The organism is Labrys sp. Lb11, from assembly GCF_057554225.1.
In genome coordinates this window covers 747,780-762,854 of the sequence record NZ_BAAJOT010000002.1, presented here as the reverse complement: position 1 = coordinate 762,854, position 15,075 = coordinate 747,780, and the positions used below count along the sequence as shown (strand labels likewise).

Annotated in this window: 15 protein-coding genes; 14 read left to right on the top strand and 1 reads right to left on the bottom strand. The window is 69.5% G+C overall.

Annotated features, from left to right (window positions below; genetic code table 11):
* Window positions 1–38: 38 nt before the first annotated feature.
* Window positions 39–1,049, bottom strand: a complete 1,011-nt coding sequence (locus tag AC27L4_RS08690; protein WP_487141684.1) for a GntR family transcriptional regulator — start codon at window positions 1,047–1,049, stop codon at window positions 39–41.
* A gap of 507 nt (window positions 1,050–1,556) precedes the next feature.
* Between AC27L4_RS08690 and AC27L4_RS08685 the strand changes: the two genes are divergently transcribed.
* The 14 genes from AC27L4_RS08685 to AC27L4_RS08620 all read left to right on the top strand — a co-directional run bounded on the left by AC27L4_RS08685 (window position 1,557) and on the right by AC27L4_RS08620 (window position 15,072).
* A complete protein-coding gene (locus AC27L4_RS08685; RefSeq protein ID WP_487141683.1) occupies window positions 1,557–2,648 on the top strand; it encodes an ABC transporter ATP-binding protein in 1,092 nt (363 codons plus the stop codon).
* A gap of 11 nt (window positions 2,649–2,659) precedes the next feature.
* A complete protein-coding gene (locus AC27L4_RS08680; protein ID WP_487141936.1) occupies window positions 2,660–3,547 on the top strand; it encodes an ABC transporter permease in 888 nt (295 codons plus the stop codon).
* A 13-nt stretch (window positions 3,548–3,560) separates the two neighbouring features.
* Window positions 3,561–4,409: an ABC transporter permease gene (locus tag AC27L4_RS08675; protein WP_487141682.1), complete on the top strand. Its 849-nt coding sequence runs from the start codon at window positions 3,561–3,563 to the stop codon at window positions 4,407–4,409.
* Complete coding sequence (locus AC27L4_RS08670; RefSeq protein ID WP_487141681.1) at window positions 4,406–5,158, top strand: SDR family NAD(P)-dependent oxidoreductase; 753 nt, start codon at window positions 4,406–4,408, stop codon at window positions 5,156–5,158. Before AC27L4_RS08675 ends, AC27L4_RS08670 begins: the two co-directional genes overlap by 4 nt.
* 10 nt (window positions 5,159–5,168) lie before the next feature.
* Window positions 5,169–5,951 carry an SDR family NAD(P)-dependent oxidoreductase gene (locus tag AC27L4_RS08665; RefSeq protein ID WP_487141680.1) on the top strand — a complete coding sequence of 261 codons (783 nt, stop codon included), beginning with the start codon at window positions 5,169–5,171 and terminating at the stop codon, window positions 5,949–5,951.
* A gap of 43 nt (window positions 5,952–5,994) precedes the next feature.
* Window positions 5,995–7,230, top strand: coding sequence for an ABC transporter substrate-binding protein (locus AC27L4_RS08660; protein ID WP_487141679.1), 1,236 nt, complete (start codon window positions 5,995–5,997; stop codon window positions 7,228–7,230).
* Window positions 7,231–7,298: 68 nt separating this feature from the next.
* Window positions 7,299–8,405: an ABC transporter ATP-binding protein gene (locus tag AC27L4_RS08655; protein ID WP_487141678.1), complete on the top strand. Its 1,107-nt coding sequence runs from the start codon at window positions 7,299–7,301 to the stop codon at window positions 8,403–8,405.
* A gap of 20 nt (window positions 8,406–8,425) precedes the next feature.
* A complete protein-coding gene (locus AC27L4_RS08650) occupies window positions 8,426–9,805 on the top strand; it encodes an amidase (protein WP_487141677.1) in 1,380 nt (459 codons plus the stop codon).
* 127 nt (window positions 9,806–9,932) lie between these two features.
* A complete protein-coding gene (locus AC27L4_RS08645; RefSeq protein WP_487141676.1) occupies window positions 9,933–10,814 on the top strand; it encodes a polysaccharide deacetylase family protein in 882 nt (293 codons plus the stop codon).
* Window positions 10,815–11,081: 267 nt separating this feature from the next.
* Window positions 11,082–11,411, top strand: coding sequence for a hypothetical protein (locus AC27L4_RS08640; RefSeq protein ID WP_487141675.1), 330 nt, complete (start codon window positions 11,082–11,084; stop codon window positions 11,409–11,411).
* The gene (locus tag AC27L4_RS08635; RefSeq protein WP_487141674.1) at window positions 11,404–12,426 is read left to right on the top strand and encodes a CobW family GTP-binding protein; all 1,023 of its coding nucleotides are present in this window, start codon (window positions 11,404–11,406) and stop codon (window positions 12,424–12,426) included. The genes AC27L4_RS08640 and AC27L4_RS08635 overlap by 8 nt, the downstream gene beginning before the upstream one ends.
* A gap of 57 nt (window positions 12,427–12,483) precedes the next feature.
* Entirely contained in the window at window positions 12,484–13,701 is a 1,218-nt protein-coding gene (locus AC27L4_RS08630) for an ABC transporter substrate-binding protein (RefSeq protein WP_487141673.1), read from the top strand.
* A 114-nt stretch (window positions 13,702–13,815) separates the two neighbouring features.
* The gene (gene efp, locus AC27L4_RS08625; protein ID WP_487141672.1) at window positions 13,816–14,382 is read left to right on the top strand and encodes an elongation factor P; all 567 of its coding nucleotides are present in this window, start codon (window positions 13,816–13,818) and stop codon (window positions 14,380–14,382) included.
* 129 nt (window positions 14,383–14,511) lie between these two features.
* Entirely contained in the window at window positions 14,512–15,072 is a 561-nt protein-coding gene (locus tag AC27L4_RS08620; protein WP_487141671.1) for a LemA family protein, read from the top strand.
* The last annotated feature ends 3 nt before the right edge of the window (window positions 15,073–15,075 follow it).

Sequence of the window (15,075 nt, the reverse complement as noted above, 5' to 3'; positions counted from 1 at the left end):
GCGCGGGCGGGGCGCGCGCGCAAGGTGGGCCCCGAGCCTCACCGATCGTCGCGGGTGAGATAGGGGGCGAGCGTCGCCGGCGCCGGGATCACCGCCACGATCTTCATCTGGGCGATGTTGCGTCCGGCGGCCGCCTCGATATGGGCCTTCAGCATGGCCGCCGCCGCCTGCGGGGCATTCTGCAGGAGCAGCTCGACGATCATGCGGTGCTCGGTGAGGGCGATGCGGTCGCCGGGCAAGCCGAGCTGGCGGAGCAGCCGCTCGGCGGCGAGCAAGGGGAACAGATTGGCGCGGATCAGCTCGGCCAGCCGGGCATTGGGGGTGGCCAGCACGCAGGTGTCGACCAGCGAGGTCTCGAAGGCATCGAGCCCCTCGCCACCGGCATCGGGAGCGGCGGTCTCGGCGGCCCGCAGGCGCCCGTAGAGGTCCTGCAGCGCCTCCCGATCGATCCGTGGCGCCGCCTCCAGCAGGGCGGGGGGCTCGAGGATCTGGCGCAGGGCGAAATGCTCCTTCAGGGTCTGCGCCGTCAGCGGCCCGGCGACCCAGTGCGAGCTCTGGTTCTTGTGGATCAGGCCGCGTTCCTGCAGCCGGCCGAGCACGTCGCGCACCACGGTGCGGCTGACCTGGAAATGCTGCGCCAGCTCCGCCTCGATCAGCCGGTGCCGGCCGAAGACCAGGCTCATGGCGATGTCGCGCTCGATCGTGTCGTAGATGCGTTCCCAGGAGCCGCGGCTCTGCAAGGCCTCGTCGATGTCGGCGGGAATCTCGATGCCGATGCTCTTGAAGTCGATCCGCCGCGGGGTGGGGTGGCCTGCGGCGGGGCCGGCCAGGAAGCCGCGGCCGTCGAAGCGGTGGACCAGGCCCTCGGCCTCCAGCGCCAGCAGGGCGCGCTGCACCGGAGCCCGGCTGACCTGCAGCACCTCCGCGATCGGTCCCTCCAGCAGCACCAGGCCGGGCGGCAGGCGGCCGTTCTCGATGTTCCGACGCAGGACCGCCTCCACCATCTCGTAGCGTCGCGGCGTCGCGGCGTTCGGCCGTGCGTCGATCATGAGGCGAGCGTCCCTGCGGTCCCTTCGGATTCGGATGTTACCGGGCATCCCGGCCTCCCGCCATCGCTCCGTCGCAGCCGAGTGTGATTGAAAAAATGTCTTTTGCATACTGTTTGTGCATTGCAAAACGACGCTGTGCGCTGCGGTTGAGCATTCGGGCGGAGTGCTGCGATGTTCTCGGCGGCGCGGTCTGGTCGGCTGGGCGCTCCTTGTGGGTGGCGATGATCGCGGCGATCCCTCATCGCGAGATTTGACGGCGATCGCGCCTTTGATCGGGCATTCGGCCGCAAGGAAGGGGGCGTGCGCTGGGGATGATGGCGTGGGTGGCGTCAGTAAATTGGTGGGACATTGGTGTATGTGAAAAAAGATATTGCGTGCAAAAATCATTTATTATAGCGTCTGCGACGTCGGACCTCCGCGGTCCGTGGAACGCTGACACGACAGGCTGCGCCCCGCACGCCACCGTCAACGGTGGCGGCAACGACGGGGTTGGACGGCGGAGGGGCGATGGTCAACATCCTGGACTTGTCGGGGCTGTCGAAGCGCTATGGCGAGGTCGCTGCGCTCACCGGCGTCGATCTGAGCATCGGCGCCAGCCAATATGTCTCGCTGCTCGGCCCGAGCGGTTCGGGCAAGACCACGCTGCTGCGCCTGATCGCCGGCTTCGAGGAGCCGGACGCGGGCTCGGTCACGTTCGAGGGCCGCCGCATCGATCGCGTCCCGGCTCATCTGCGCCGCATCGGCTTCGTCTTCCAGAACTTCGCGCTGTTCCCGCATCTGACCGTCGAGGAGAACGTCGCCTTCGGCCTGGTCAACGGCGCGCAGCCGCGCGACGCCGGCGTGATCCAGCGGGCGGTGCGCGACATGATCGGCCTTGTCGGTCTCGCCGGCCTGGAAGGGCGGGGCGTCCACCAGATCTCCGGCGGCCAGCGCCAGCGCGTGGCCCTGGCCCGCACCCTGGTGACCGAGCCCGGCCTCGTGCTCCTCGACGAGCCGCTCGGGGCGCTCGACGCCAATCTGCGCATGCGCATGCGCGGCGAGCTGCGCGCCATCCGCGAGCGGCTGGGCGTCACCTTCCTGCATGTCACCGGCAGCGAAACCGAAGCGCTCGCCATGGGCGACACGGTCGTCGTGCTCGATCGCGGCCGCGTCGGCCAGGTCGGCGGCTCCGACGAGATCTACAACAGCCCGGCGACGGCGAGCGTCGCCAGGTTCCTCAACTGCTACAACATCTTCCAGGGCCGGATCGACGGGGACGCCTTCGTGGCGCCGCACGGGCGCTTCCCGCTCGGCGCGTCCCGGTCCGCCGACGGCGCGGCGCGGGACTCCTATGCCGTCCGCTTCGACCGGATCGAGGTCCGCCGGCCGGCCGCCGCGCCCTCCGGCGACGAAGCCGGCGTCGAGGCGAGCTTCATCGCCAGCGAATACACCGGCTCGACACAGCTCTCCTTCTTCGAGCTGCCGGGCGGCCGCACGGTCGAGGTCGAGGCGCATCTCAGCCATCGCCAGCCGGCGGCCTACGAGCCGCGAGCTCCCTACCTCCTGACCTGGCGGCGCGACCAGGCTCTCCTCCTCTCCTCGGACGGACCAGGCGCATGAGCACGACGGCGATGACGGGCGTCCCGGAAGCGGCAAGGGTCTCGCCGGCCGAGGCCAGGCGAAGGATCGCCTACTGGCTGATCGCCCCGGCGGTGCTGTGGATGGTGCTGTTCCTGGTGCTGCCGATCGCCACCATGGTCTATGTCTCGTTCTGGACGCAGACCACCTTCGCCATCCAGCCGACGCTCACCACCAAGAGCTGGGTGACTTTCTTCACCAGCGACACCTATCTCGACGCGCTCTGGACCACGCTGCGCATCTGGCTGACGGTGCTGGCCGCCACCATCGTCGTGGGCTATCCCACGGCGCTGTTCGTCGGCCTGTTCGTCCGCAACAAGACGCTGCAGACCGTGCTCCTGGTGCTGTGCGTCATCCCGTTCTGGACGTCGTTCCTGATCCGCGTGCTCGCCTGGCGGCCGATGCTCGGCAAGGAGGGCGCGGTCAACATCATCCTGCAGGGGCTCGGCCTCGTCTCCTCGCCGATCGAGGCGCTGCTGTTCTCGGATCTGTCGGTGGTGATCGGCATGACCCAGATCTACTGCGTGTTCATGGTCGGGCCGATCGCCTTCATGCTCGGCCGCATCGACCCCAACATCATCGAGGCGGCGCGCGACCTCGGCGCCGGCTTCTGGCGCATCTTCCGCACCATCATCTTCCCGCTGTCGCTGCCGGGCGTGGTCGTCGGCGCGATCTTCGTCTCGGTGATGGTGCTCGGCGAGTTCGCCACCTCGGCCGCGCTGTCGGGACGCAAGGTCAACCTGCTCGGCAACATCATCGTCACCCAGGTCGGGTCGCTGAAATGGGCCTTCGCCGCGGTGGTCGGCGTGGTGCTGACCGTGATCATGGGCGCGGTCGTTGCCGGCCTGCTGCGCATCGTCGACCTGCGCAACGAGCTCTGAGGGGGGCGAGGCGATGCAATCGGGCGCGATCAAGTCCATCCTGGCGGTCTATACCGGCCTCTTCCTCGCCTTTCTCTACGGCCCGCTCGTGGTTCTGGCGATCCTGTCGTTCCAGACCGGGCCGGAAGGCGGGCCGCAGTTTCCGATCATCGAATGGTCGACCTACTGGTACCAGCACCTGTTCGGCCTGACGCCGCCCTCGCGCATCGCGCCGCTGCCGATCGAGGACAGCCTGCTGCGCTCGCTGGCCCTCGCCTTCATGACCATGCTGGTGTCGACCGTGCTCGGCGTCGCCTCGGCGCAGGCGTTCCGGTCGCGCTTCAAGGGCTCCGGCCTGGTGTTCTATCTCATCGTGCTCGGCATGATGGTGCCGGGCGTGCTGGTCGGCCTCGGCATGGCGCTGGTCGCCAACGTCGCCGGCATCGACCGCCACTGGTGGAGCACGGCCTTCGTCCTGCACGTGGTCTACACCTTCCCCTTCGCCTTCCTGGTGATGCTGGCGATCTTCAATCGCTTCGATCCCAGCGTCGAGGAGGCCGCCTGGTCGCTCGGGGTGTCGCCGGCCCGGACATTCCGCAAGGTGACATTCCCGCTGATCTTCCCCGGCGTGCTGTCGGCGATGCTGTTCGCCTTCACCCTGTCCTATGACGAGTTCTCGCGCACGCTCTTCGCCTCGGGACGCGACCTGACGCTGCCGCTCGCCATCTACGGGACCTTCTCGGTCGAGATCCACCCCAACGTCTTCGCCTTCGGCGTGCTGACGACGCTGTTCTCCTTCGCCCTGCTCGGCGTCTACGCCGTGCTGATGGGCCTGTCGGTGCGCCGGGCGAAGAAGATCGCCATCCAGGAGGACGCGCAATGAGCCCAGCCGGGCAGGGACTCCCCGCAGCCGTCGTCACCGGAGCGGGATCGGGCATCGGCCGGGCGATCGCCCTGCGCCTGGCGGCGGACGGCCACCCCGTCGTCGCCAACGACCTCGGCGCCGCGCGGGCCGAGGCGGTGGCGGCCGAGATCCGGGCGGCCGGAGGCCGGGCCGTCGGCGTCGCCGGCGACGTCTCGGACGAGGCCGACGTCGCGGCGCTGGCCAAGGCCGCGGCCGCCGCCTTCGACGCGCCCGGCGTGCTGGTCAACAATGCCGGCCACGTGCACCAGGCCGCCTTCGTCGATCTGACGGCGGCCGATTTCGACAGGATGTTCGCCGTGCATGTGCGCGGCACCTTCCTCACCACCAGGGCGCTGCTGCCGGCGATGCTCGAGCGCGGCCAGGGGGCGATCGTCAACATCGCCTCGCAGCTCGGGCAGATCGGCGGCATCGAGCTGGTGCATTATTCCGCCGCCAAGGCGGCGATCATCGGCATGACCAAGGCGCTGGCGCGCGAGGTCTCGGCCCGGGGCGTCCGGGTCAACGCGGTCGCGCCCGGGCCGATCAACACCCCCCTGGTCGCGGCGCTGTCCGAGGACTGGCGCCGGCGCAAGGCCGCCGAGCTGCCGCTCGGGCGCTTCGGCGAGCCGGAGGAGGTGGCCGCGACCGTGGCGTTCCTGGCCTCGCCGGCGGCGAGCCTGTTCGTCGGCCAGACGCTCGGGCCGAATTCCGGCGACGTGATGATGTGAGGAGGCCGCCATGGCGACCGATCAATCCAGGACCGCGGCCCGGCGGGTCGTGCTGATCACCGGAGCCGGCATCGGCATCGGCCGGGCGACGGCGGAGGCCTTCGCCACCCTCGGCGACCATGTCGCGCTCACCGACATACCGGGAGGGCAGGGGGCGGCGGCCGCCGCGGCGATCGTCGCGGCCGGCGGCTCGGCCGAGTTCCTCGACCTCGACGTGCGCTCGACCGAGCGGGCGGAGGCGGTCGTCGCCGACGTCGAGGCCCGGCACGGAGGCGTCGACGTCATCGTCGCCAATGCCGGCATCGCCCATCGCGTGCCGCTCGACCGCCTCGACGATGCGGCCTGGGACAACACCTTCGACATCGACCTCAAGGGCATGATCCGCGTCATCCGCCCGGCGCTGGCGGGCATGAAGCGGCGCGGGCGCGGCGCCATCGTCTGCGTCTCCTCGATCATGGGCGTGGCCTATGGCTGGGACGAGCATGTGCACTATTCGGCGGCCAAGTCCGGCGTCGTCGGCCTGGTGCGGGGGCTCGCCGTCGAGCTGGCCCGCGCCGGCATCCGGGTCAACGGCGTCGCGCCGGGCTATATCCGCACCGCCCAGCTCCTGTCCGAGGAGCACTCGCTCGGTCCCGCCGGGGCCGAAGCCGCCGGCGCCTTCATCCCGATGGGCCGGATCGGCGCTCCCGACGAGATCGCCGACGTCATCGCATTCCTGGCATCCCACGGGGCCCGCTACATGACGGGCCAGACGGTGGTGGTCGACGGCGGCCTCCTGGTGGGCCGCTACTGAACAGCGACGGCAAGTCGTGGCAGATCAACCTCAGAGGTGAAGCATGATCGACAAGATGGACCTCTCCCGGCGCAAGATGCTGAAGGGAGCCGCCGGCGCCATGGCCCTGGCGATGGGCGGGGGCACGCCGTTCCTGTCCTCGACCCGCGCCTATGCGCAGGCTGCGGACCTGGCCAAGCAGCAGCTGCGCACCGTCGGCCTGTCCGTGACGGTGCAGGAGCGCATCCTGGCCGACTTCAAGGCCAAGTCCGGCGTCGGCTCGACCTCGGGCACCGCCGCCACCTTCCCCGACGCCCAGACCAAGATCCTGTCCGGCTCCAAGGACTTCGACTGCTGGGAGATCATCGGCGAGCGCCTGCCGGCCGTGCTGGCCACCAACAATGGCGAGGCGATCCCGGCGGGTTCCCTGAAGAACTGGGGCGGCATCCGCGACACCTTCGTCAAGCCCAGCGACAAGTGGGACCGCAAGGCCCAGATCGTCGGCCAGATCTGGAAGGACGAGGCCCAGACCGAGTTGTGGATGGTGCCCGCCGTCTACAACTACGACTCGATCGGCTTCAACCCGTCGGTGCTGTCGGACGAGGAAGCCAATTCCTGGACCGCGATCTTCGACAAGAAGTGGAAGGGCAAGTCCGGCATCAACACCGATCCGCTGATCGCGCTCGGCCAGGCGATCATGGCGATGAACACGCTCGGCCTCTCCGACGTCAAGAACCCCGGCAATCCCTCGGCGAAGGAGATCGACGAGGCGATGGCCTTCCTGATCTCGAAGAAGAAGGAAGGCCAGTTCCGGGCGCTGTGGGGCGATTTCGGCGAGCTCGTCAACCTGCTCGCCTCGGGCGAGATGGTGGTGTGCGACGCCTGGCAGCCGGCGGTCATGGCGGTGAAGGCACAGGGCAAGCCCTGCCGCTACGCCGTGCCGAAGGAGGGCTACCGCGCCTGGGCCATCGGACCGATGATGGTGGCCGGCACCCCGAACAAGGAGGCGGTCTACGCCTATGCCGACTACTGGCTGTCCGGCCCGCCCGGCATCCTGGTGTCCGAGCAGGGCTATTACTCGCCGACGACCAAGATCAAGGACGTCATGGACCCGAAGAAATACGCCTTCTGGTATGAGGGCCAGCCCTGGTCCGGCCCGCCCGAGCGCGGCATCAAGGAAGGGGATCTGCGCGACGGCGGCTCGCTCGCCACCCGCGCGGCCAACGTCGCCTACTGGCATCAGTGGCCGGACGAGTATGACCACCTGATCCAGAAGTGGGACGAGTTCCTCAACGCCTGAGTGCGGCCACCCGCTCTCGAAACCACTGAGCCGGAGCGGCCGTCGGGCCGCCCCCGGGGAGACGCGCGATGCGGCATGACCTGGAACTCGACGCCGTCGGCAAGGTCTACGACAACGGCACGCCGGCGGTGATCGACTTCAACCTGCAGATCGAGAAGGGCGAGTTCGTCGCCTTTCTCGGGCCGTCGGGCTGCGGCAAGACCACGACGCTGCGCATGATCGCCGGCTTCGAATCGATCTCCTCCGGCGACATCCGCATCCGCGGCCGCCGCATCAACGACCTGCCGCCGGAGAAGCGGCCGACCTCGATGATCTTCCAGAACTATGCCCTGTTCCCGCATATGAGCGTCAGGCGGAACGTCGGCTACGGGCTGGAGGTCAAGGGCCTGGCCAAGGCCGAGCGCGACGCCAAGGTCGACCGCCTGCTGGCGACGCTCGGCCTGGAGGACGTCGCCGACAAGCGGCCGGAACGGCTGTCGGGCGGCCAGCGCCAGCGCATCGCCCTGGCGCGGGGGCTGGCGGTCGAGCCGGAGATCCTGCTGCTCGACGAGCCGCTCGGCGCCCTCGACGCCAATCTGCGCAAGGCGATCCAGAGCGAGCTGAAGCTGCTGCAGAAGACGCTCGGCATCACCTTCGTCTTCGTCACCCACGCCCAGTCCGAGGCGCTGTCGCTGTCGGACCGGATCGTGGTGATGAACCAGGGCAAGATCGAGCAGGTCTCGCCGCCGCACACGCTCTACACCCGGCCGAACACCGCCTTCGTCGCCCAGTTCATCGGCCGCAACACCATCTTCGACGGCGCCGTGCGCGAGACGGCCGCCGACGGGACGGTGGTGGAGACCCCGCTCGGCCGCTTCACCGGGCGGGCCAACGGCGCGGCGGCGCCGGGGGGACGCGTCAAGCTGGTGATCCCGGCCGAGGCCATCGACGCGCTCGACCCGACCGCCGGCGACGCCGACGCGCGGGCGGCGCGCTACCGGGGCAACCTGCTCCCGGCCAAGGTCCGCCGCGCCGATGTGGTGGGCCACGTCACCCATCTGGCGATCGAGCTGCCGGACGGGGGGCGCATCTCGCTCGAAGGCCATGTCGACAAATATCCGCGCAAGGATTTTCGGCAGGCGGCGGATATCCTGCTGGCCTGGTCGCCTGCCGAGGCGACCGTCATTCCAGCGTGAGCGCAAGACAGGATCCCGTCATGGCCGCAACCCCTTCCCCCAAGCCGCAAGCCGAGACCGCCCTGGCGCTGGGCCGACGCCTGGCCAGCCGTTCGCTCGATCCCGTCGCCGTAGCGCAGGCCGCTTTCGCCGCGATCGAGGCGACCGGCGACGACGCCATCTTCACCCGGCTGACCCGGGAGCGGGCGCTTCGGGAGGCCGAGGCTTCGCGCGGGCGCCTCGACGCCGGCCGTCCGGCGGGGCCGGTCGACGGCGTGCCGGTCGCCTGGAAGGACCTGTTCGATCTCGAAGGGATGGTCACCACCGCCGGCTCGCGCATCCTGGCCGACGCGCCGGCGGCAGCGAAGGACGCGCCGGTCGTCGCCCGGCTGCGGGAGGCGGGCATGGCGGCGGTCGGCCGCACCAACATGACCGAGTTCGCCTTCTCCGGCCTCGGCCTCAACCCTCATTACGGCACGCCGCGCAATCCGTGCGGGACGGGGCCAGCCCGCATTCCCGGCGGTTCCTCTTCCGGCAGCGCGGTGGCAGTGGCGCGCGGGATCGTGCCGGTCGCGATCGGCTCGGACACCAGCGGCTCGGTGCGCATTCCCGCCGCGTTCAACGGCATCGTCGGCTACAAGGCCTCGGGCGGGCGCTACCCGATGGACGGGGTCTACCCGCTCTCGCCCTCGCTCGACACGCTGGGCGTCTTCAGCCACGACGTCGAGGACGCGATCGCGATCGACGCCGCCCTGCGCGGCGCCGCTCCGGCGCGCCGGAGCGAGACGCCCCTCGCGGGGCGGCGGCTGATCGTGCCGGAGAACGTGATGTTCGACGATGCCGACCGCGCCGTCGTCGACCGGTTCGAAGACGCCCTGGGGCGTCTCTCCGCCCTCGGCATCGCCGTCGAGCACCGCCGCATCCCGGCCTTCGACGCCATCCGCGAATTGTTCGCCAGGACCGGGGCGCTCGTCACCGCCGAGGCCTATGCGCATCTCAGGGACAAGGTCGAGGGGCCGCGAGCCGGCGAGATCGACCGGCGGGTGGTCGAGCGGGCGCGGACCGGCGGCGGCATCGGTGCCGCCGCGCTGGCCGAACTGCTGGATGCCCGGCGCCGCCTGGTCGCCGAGGGGGCGGATCTGCTCGGCCCGGACGCCTTCGCCGCCTTCCCGTCCGTCGCGATCGTGGCGCCGGAGCTGGCGCCGCTGGAGGCCGACGACAAGCTGTTCTTCGCCACCAATGCGCTCGTGCTACGCAACACCATGCTCGCCAGCTTCCTCGACTGGTGCGGGGTCTCGATCCCGTCCGGAACGGATGATGGCGGGCTGCCGACCGGCTTCCTGATCAGCGGGCCGCCCGGCAGCGACGATGCTTTGCTCGGTTTTGCCGCAGCCTGCGAGGCGAGCGTCAGGCCGGCCTGAGGGAGGGCGCCGGCCCGGGCTGCGATTCCGCCCCGCGGCTCGCGCCGGACTTCGAGGTTTCGCGGGCGCCCCGGCCCAGGGGCGGGCGGCGCCTGCTTCGAACGGACTCTGGAAGAGGAGAAAGACGATGGCTAAGGAAATCCTGTGCGGCTTCGGCGTCGACGTCGACGCGGTCGCCGGCTGGCTCGGCTCCTATGGCGGCGAAGACTCGCCGGACGACATCTCGCGCGGCCTGTTCGCCGGCGAGGTCGGCTCGCCGCGACTGCTCAAGCTGTTCGACCGGCTCGGCATCAAGACCACCTGGTTCATCCCCGGCCACTCGATCGAGACCTTCCCCGCGGAGATGAAGGCGGTGGCGGATGCCGGCCACGAGATCGGCATCCATGGCTACACCCACGAGAACCCGATCGCCATGACGCCTGAGCAGGAGGAGGCGGTGCTCGACAAGTGCATCGGCCTCGTCACCCAGCTCGCCGGCAGGGCGCCGACCGGCTATGTCGCGCCCTGGTGGGAATTCTCCAACGTCACCAACGAGCTGCTGGTCAAGAAGGGCATCAAGTACGACCATTCGCTGATGCACAAGGACTTCGAGCCCTATTACGTGCGTGTCGGCGACAGCTGGACCAAGATCGACTACTCCAGGCAGCCCAAGGACTGGATGGTGCCGCTCCAGCGCGGCCACGAGACCGACCTGATCGAGATCCCGGCCAGCTGGTATCTCGACGACCTGCCGCCGATGATGTTCATCAAGAAGTCCCCGAACAGCCACGGCTTCGTCAACCCGCGCCATCTGGAGGAGATGTGGCGCGACCAGTTCGACTGGGTCTACCGCGAATATGACTATGCCGTGTTCCCGATGACCATCCATCCCGACGTGTCGGGGCGGCCGCAGGTGCTGATGATGCTGGAGCGGCTCTACAACCACATGGCCAGCCACCCCGGCGTGCGCTTCGTCACCATGGACGAGATGGCGGACGATTTCCGCCGCCGCTCGCCGCGGAAGAAATGAGCCGCGGGCGGCCCGTCCGCGCGCGTGAAGCGACGGGACGCCGCGCCTGTCGGCCTTGCTTGCGGCAGGGCGAGACACCACGGTCCCGGTCTCACCGCGACGCCTGTGTCTTCCCTCCCCCTTGCGGGGAGGGATAAAGGGTGGGGGTCGTGCAGGATAGCGCGAGCCTTACGCCAACGACCCCCATCCCTTACTCTTCCCCGCAAGGGGGAAGGGAGCGGTTAGCGTCTCGTCTCAAGCCGCTATCCCCCAAGCCGGAGGCTTTGCATGTGTTCCCTGTGCGGGGTGATCGGCGGCGCCGAGCATTGGACCGACGCGGCCGCGCGGCCCGGGGTCTATACCCGCAATCTCGACCGGCTGGAGCGGCGGCGCGAGCGGGCGCGGCGGGTGGCCGTCGCCAACCGCATCCTCGGCCGGTTCGGGCTGACCCTCTCGGACTGGCAGGCGAGCGCCTTCGTGCTGGCGACGCGCACCGGCAAGACCGAACTGGTCGAGGATCTCGGCCATCTCTGGCCGGCGGCGGAGCGGCTGTCCGGCCGGCCCTGCGACCCGCTGGCGCCGGATCTGATCGCGGCCCTGGAGCGCGGCGATGGCTGAAGTGCTCGATTTCACGCCCGTCAACCTGCTGACCGGCTTCCTCGGCTCGGGCAAGACGACGCTGCTGCGGCGGCTGCTGGCGGACCCGGCCCTGGCCGGCACGGCGGTGCTGATCAACGAGTTCGGCGAGATCGGCCTCGACCATCACCTCATCGACCGCATCGACGATACCGTGGTGCTGCTGAAATCGGGATGCCTGTGCTGCACGGTGCGGGGCGAATTGTCGGCGGCGATCCGCCAGCTCCATTCCCGGCGCGAGCGGGGGCAGGTGCCGGCCTTCGACCGCCTCGTCGTGGAGAGCAGCGGCCTCGCCGATCCCTTCCCGATCCTGTCGACGGTGCGGGCCGACCCGGTGCTGCGCCACCATTTCCGGCTCGCCAAGGTGGTGACCACCATCGACGCGGTGAACGGGGCGGCGCATCTGGCGCGCCACGCGGCCTCGCGCGGGCAGCTGGCCGCCGCCGACCATGTGGTCCTGACCAAGACCGACATCGCTGCCGAAGCGGTGACCGCGGCGCTCATCGACGAGATCGCCGCGATCAATCCGGCCGCGCCGCTGGCCCGGGCTACGGACCAGGCGATCGGCGCCGACATCCTCCTGACAGGCGCCCCGTCCCGTTACTGGCGCGCCGAGGCCCTGCCGCCCGAGGCCGCAGGGCACGAGCCGGAGGCGTTCGGCATCCGCTCCTTCTCGATCCGCGTCGACCGACCCGTCGACTGGACCGCCTTCGGCATCTGGCTGACCATGCTGCTCAACCGGCATGGCGAGAACGTGCTGAGGGTCAAGGGTCTGCTCCGCCTCGACGGCGAGGCCAATCCGGTGGCCGTGCATGCGGTGCAGCACCTGGTGCACGCGCCCGAGCACCTCGCCGCCTGGCCGGACGAAGACCGTGCCTCGCGCCTGGTCTTCATCGTCTGCGATCTCGATCCGGCCCTGGTCCGGCGCTCCTTCCTCGCCTTCTGCTGCCCGGAGGCCGAGAAGGCGGTGGACATCGGCGCGAGGGCGGCAGGGTGAGATTTCTTCGCCGAAGCCGATCCGTCACAACGTCGGGGACGTGATGTCGCCGAATCCATGACCCCCGCCCCAGCCTCCAGCTCCCCCGCAGCTCCTGCCGTCGTCGATGCGCGACCGGTGCTGCGCGTGCTCGGCACGGAGATCTCGCTGCTGGAGGCGCTGCGCCGCCGGGCCGAGGCCGATCTCGGCATCCGCGTCGTCTTCGAAGTCCTCGACTTCCTCAGCGCCCAGCGCAAGGCCGCCACCGAGCCGGAGGCCTACGACGTCTACGACCAGTGCTTCCACAATCTCGACATCGTCTGGTTCTGGCGCGCGATCCAGCCGATCGACCTGCATCGCATCGGATTGTGGGCTGAGGTCAACGACCTCACCAAGACCGGCCGCATCAATCCCAACGCCCGGATCGGTCGCGGCGACGCGCCGGTGAGCAAGCTCTACGTGCAGCCCAATTCCTCGATCGGCCCGGCGGAGACGCGCTTCGCCAGCATGCTGCCGACCGTGCACAACGTCGACGCCTTCGCCTACCGCGCCGACATGGCGAACGGCCCGGCGGCGCATGGGCGCTCCTGGGCGGAACTGCTCGATGAGCGCTGGCGGGGACGGGTGGCGCTGGTCGACGAGCCGGCGATCGGCGTGTTCGACGCCGCCCTCGCCGTGCAGGCGGCCGGCGAGATGAGCTTCGACAATATCGGCAACATGTCGATCGCCGAGATCGACCGGCTGATGGACATCCTGCTGGCCAAGAAGCGCTCGGGCCATTTCCGCACGGTGTGGAAGACGGCCCAGGACGCGGCAGAATTGATGACGAGCGGCGAGGTCGCGATCGGCAGCATGTGGTCGCCGGGCCTGACCGCGCTGCTGCGGCGCGGCGTGCCCGTGGTCGAGGCGGTGCCGCAGGAGGGCTACCGCGCCTGGCATGGCGGCCTGTGCCTGTCGGCGCGGGCCACCGGCCGCATGCTCGACGTCGCCTATGCCTATCTCAACTGGTGGCTGGACGGCTGGGCCGGCGCGGTGATGGCGCGGCAGGGCTACTACGTCTCCGTGCCCGACCGGGTGAGGGCGCATCTGGCGCCGGAGGAATGGGCCTTCTGGTACGAGGGTGCTGCGGCGGCGCGCGACCTGCCGGGACCCGATGGCGCCGTCACCATCCGGGCCGGCGCCGTGCGGGCCGGAGGCTCCTATTGGGAACGCGCCAGCCGGATCGCGGTGTGGAACACCACCATGGACGAGCACAACTACCTCGTCCGCCGCTGGATGGAGTTCGTGGGGCGGTGAGGGCAGATGCGCTTTATTGGGCGCGGCCGTCATTCCGGCCCGCGCTTCGGCTTCCTCTGACGCCTGCTTTTGTGTATGAGGCGGCCCGAAGAATTCAGCGCAAGGACAATTCCCGTGAAGGTTATCGCCAGCCAGATCCGCAAAGGCAATGTCGTCGAGGTCAATGATCAGCTCTACGCCGTGCTCAAGGCCGAGAGCTTCTTTCCCGGCAAGGGCACCCCGACCACGCAGATCGACATGCGCCGCCTCTCCGACGGCGTGAAGACCTCGCAGCGCTACAAGACCACCGAGCAGGTCGAGCGCGCCTTCATCGAGACCAAGGACCACAACTTTCTCTATCAGGACGGCGACAGCTACGCCTTCATGAACATGGAGAACTACGAGCAGATCACCGTGCCGGCGGACGTCATCGGCGACCAGGCCGTGTATCTCCAGGAGAACATGACCACGCAGATCAGCCTCTACAACGGCGTGGCCGTGGGCATCGAGCTGCCGGCGCGCGTGACGCTGGAGGTGACCGAGACCGAGCCGGTGACCAAGGGCCAGACCGCCTCGTCCTCCTACAAGCCGGCGATCCTCTCCAACGGCGTGCGCACCACGGTGCCGCCGCATATCGGCGTCGGCACGCGCATCGTCGTGCAGACCGAGGACAGCTCCTACGTCGAGCGCGCCAAGGACTGATCGAGGGCGATCGGCCGGCGTCGCTGGCGGCGCCGGCGCGCTTCGGCCGCCGGGCCGTGCGATTTCGCACACGCGCTTCGGGCGCGGGAAGGGCATGGTGCCGGCCGCGAACCAGCAGGCAAGCCCGTCATGACCCTTCTCATCATCCTCGGCGTGATCGTCCTGATCGCGCTCTATGCGATCTCGATCTACAACCGCCTGGTCCGGGACAAGAACCTGACCGCCGAGGGCTGGAGCGGCATCGACGTGCAGCTGCGCCGCCGCGCCGACCTCATCCCCAACCTGATCGAGACGGTGAAGGGATACGCCGCCCATGAGCGCGGCGTGTTCGAGGAGGTGACGGCCGCCCGCGCCCGCAGCATCGGGGCGCAGGGCGTCGGCGCCCAGGCCGCGGCCGAAACCGGCATGCAGGCGGCGCTCGGCAGGCTCTTCGCGATCGCCGAGGCCTATCCAGAGCTCAAGGCCGACGCCAATTTCCGCGAGCTGCAGACCCAGCTCGCCACGATCGAGGAGGACGTGCAGTCGGCGCGGCGCTACTACAACGGCGCCGTGCGCAACTTCAACACGCTGATCGAATCCTTCCCCTCGAACCTGATCGCCAATCATTTCCGCTTCCAGCCGGCCGAATTCTTCGAGATCGGCGACGAGGCGGCACGGCAGGTGCCGAAAGTCGATTTCGGCACCCGGTAGGCG

Excerpts from the sequence above, each read along its gene's own strand:
- AC27L4_RS08690 (WP_487141684.1), bottom strand. The coding sequence starts at position 1,049 with ATGATCGACGCACGGCCGAACGCCGCGACGCCGCGACGCTACGAGATG.
- AC27L4_RS08685 (WP_487141683.1), top strand. The coding sequence starts at position 1,557 with ATGGTCAACATCCTGGACTTGTCGGGGCTGTCGAAGCGCTATGGCGAG.
- AC27L4_RS08680 (WP_487141936.1), top strand. The coding sequence starts at position 2,660 with ATGACGGGCGTCCCGGAAGCGGCAAGGGTCTCGCCGGCCGAGGCCAGG.
- AC27L4_RS08675 (WP_487141682.1), top strand. The coding sequence starts at position 3,561 with ATGCAATCGGGCGCGATCAAGTCCATCCTGGCGGTCTATACCGGCCTC.
- AC27L4_RS08670 (WP_487141681.1), top strand. The coding sequence starts at position 4,406 with ATGAGCCCAGCCGGGCAGGGACTCCCCGCAGCCGTCGTCACCGGAGCG.
- AC27L4_RS08665 (WP_487141680.1), top strand. The coding sequence starts at position 5,169 with ATGGCGACCGATCAATCCAGGACCGCGGCCCGGCGGGTCGTGCTGATC.
- AC27L4_RS08660 (WP_487141679.1), top strand. The coding sequence starts at position 5,995 with ATGATCGACAAGATGGACCTCTCCCGGCGCAAGATGCTGAAGGGAGCC.
- AC27L4_RS08655 (WP_487141678.1), top strand. The coding sequence starts at position 7,299 with ATGCGGCATGACCTGGAACTCGACGCCGTCGGCAAGGTCTACGACAAC.
- AC27L4_RS08650 (WP_487141677.1), top strand. The coding sequence starts at position 8,426 with ATGGCCGCAACCCCTTCCCCCAAGCCGCAAGCCGAGACCGCCCTGGCG.
- AC27L4_RS08645 (WP_487141676.1), top strand. The coding sequence starts at position 9,933 with ATGGCTAAGGAAATCCTGTGCGGCTTCGGCGTCGACGTCGACGCGGTC.
- AC27L4_RS08640 (WP_487141675.1), top strand. The coding sequence starts at position 11,082 with ATGTGTTCCCTGTGCGGGGTGATCGGCGGCGCCGAGCATTGGACCGAC.
- AC27L4_RS08635 (WP_487141674.1), top strand. The coding sequence starts at position 11,404 with ATGGCTGAAGTGCTCGATTTCACGCCCGTCAACCTGCTGACCGGCTTC.
- AC27L4_RS08630 (WP_487141673.1), top strand. The coding sequence starts at position 12,484 with ATGACCCCCGCCCCAGCCTCCAGCTCCCCCGCAGCTCCTGCCGTCGTC.
- AC27L4_RS08620 (WP_487141671.1), top strand. The coding sequence starts at position 14,512 with ATGACCCTTCTCATCATCCTCGGCGTGATCGTCCTGATCGCGCTCTAT.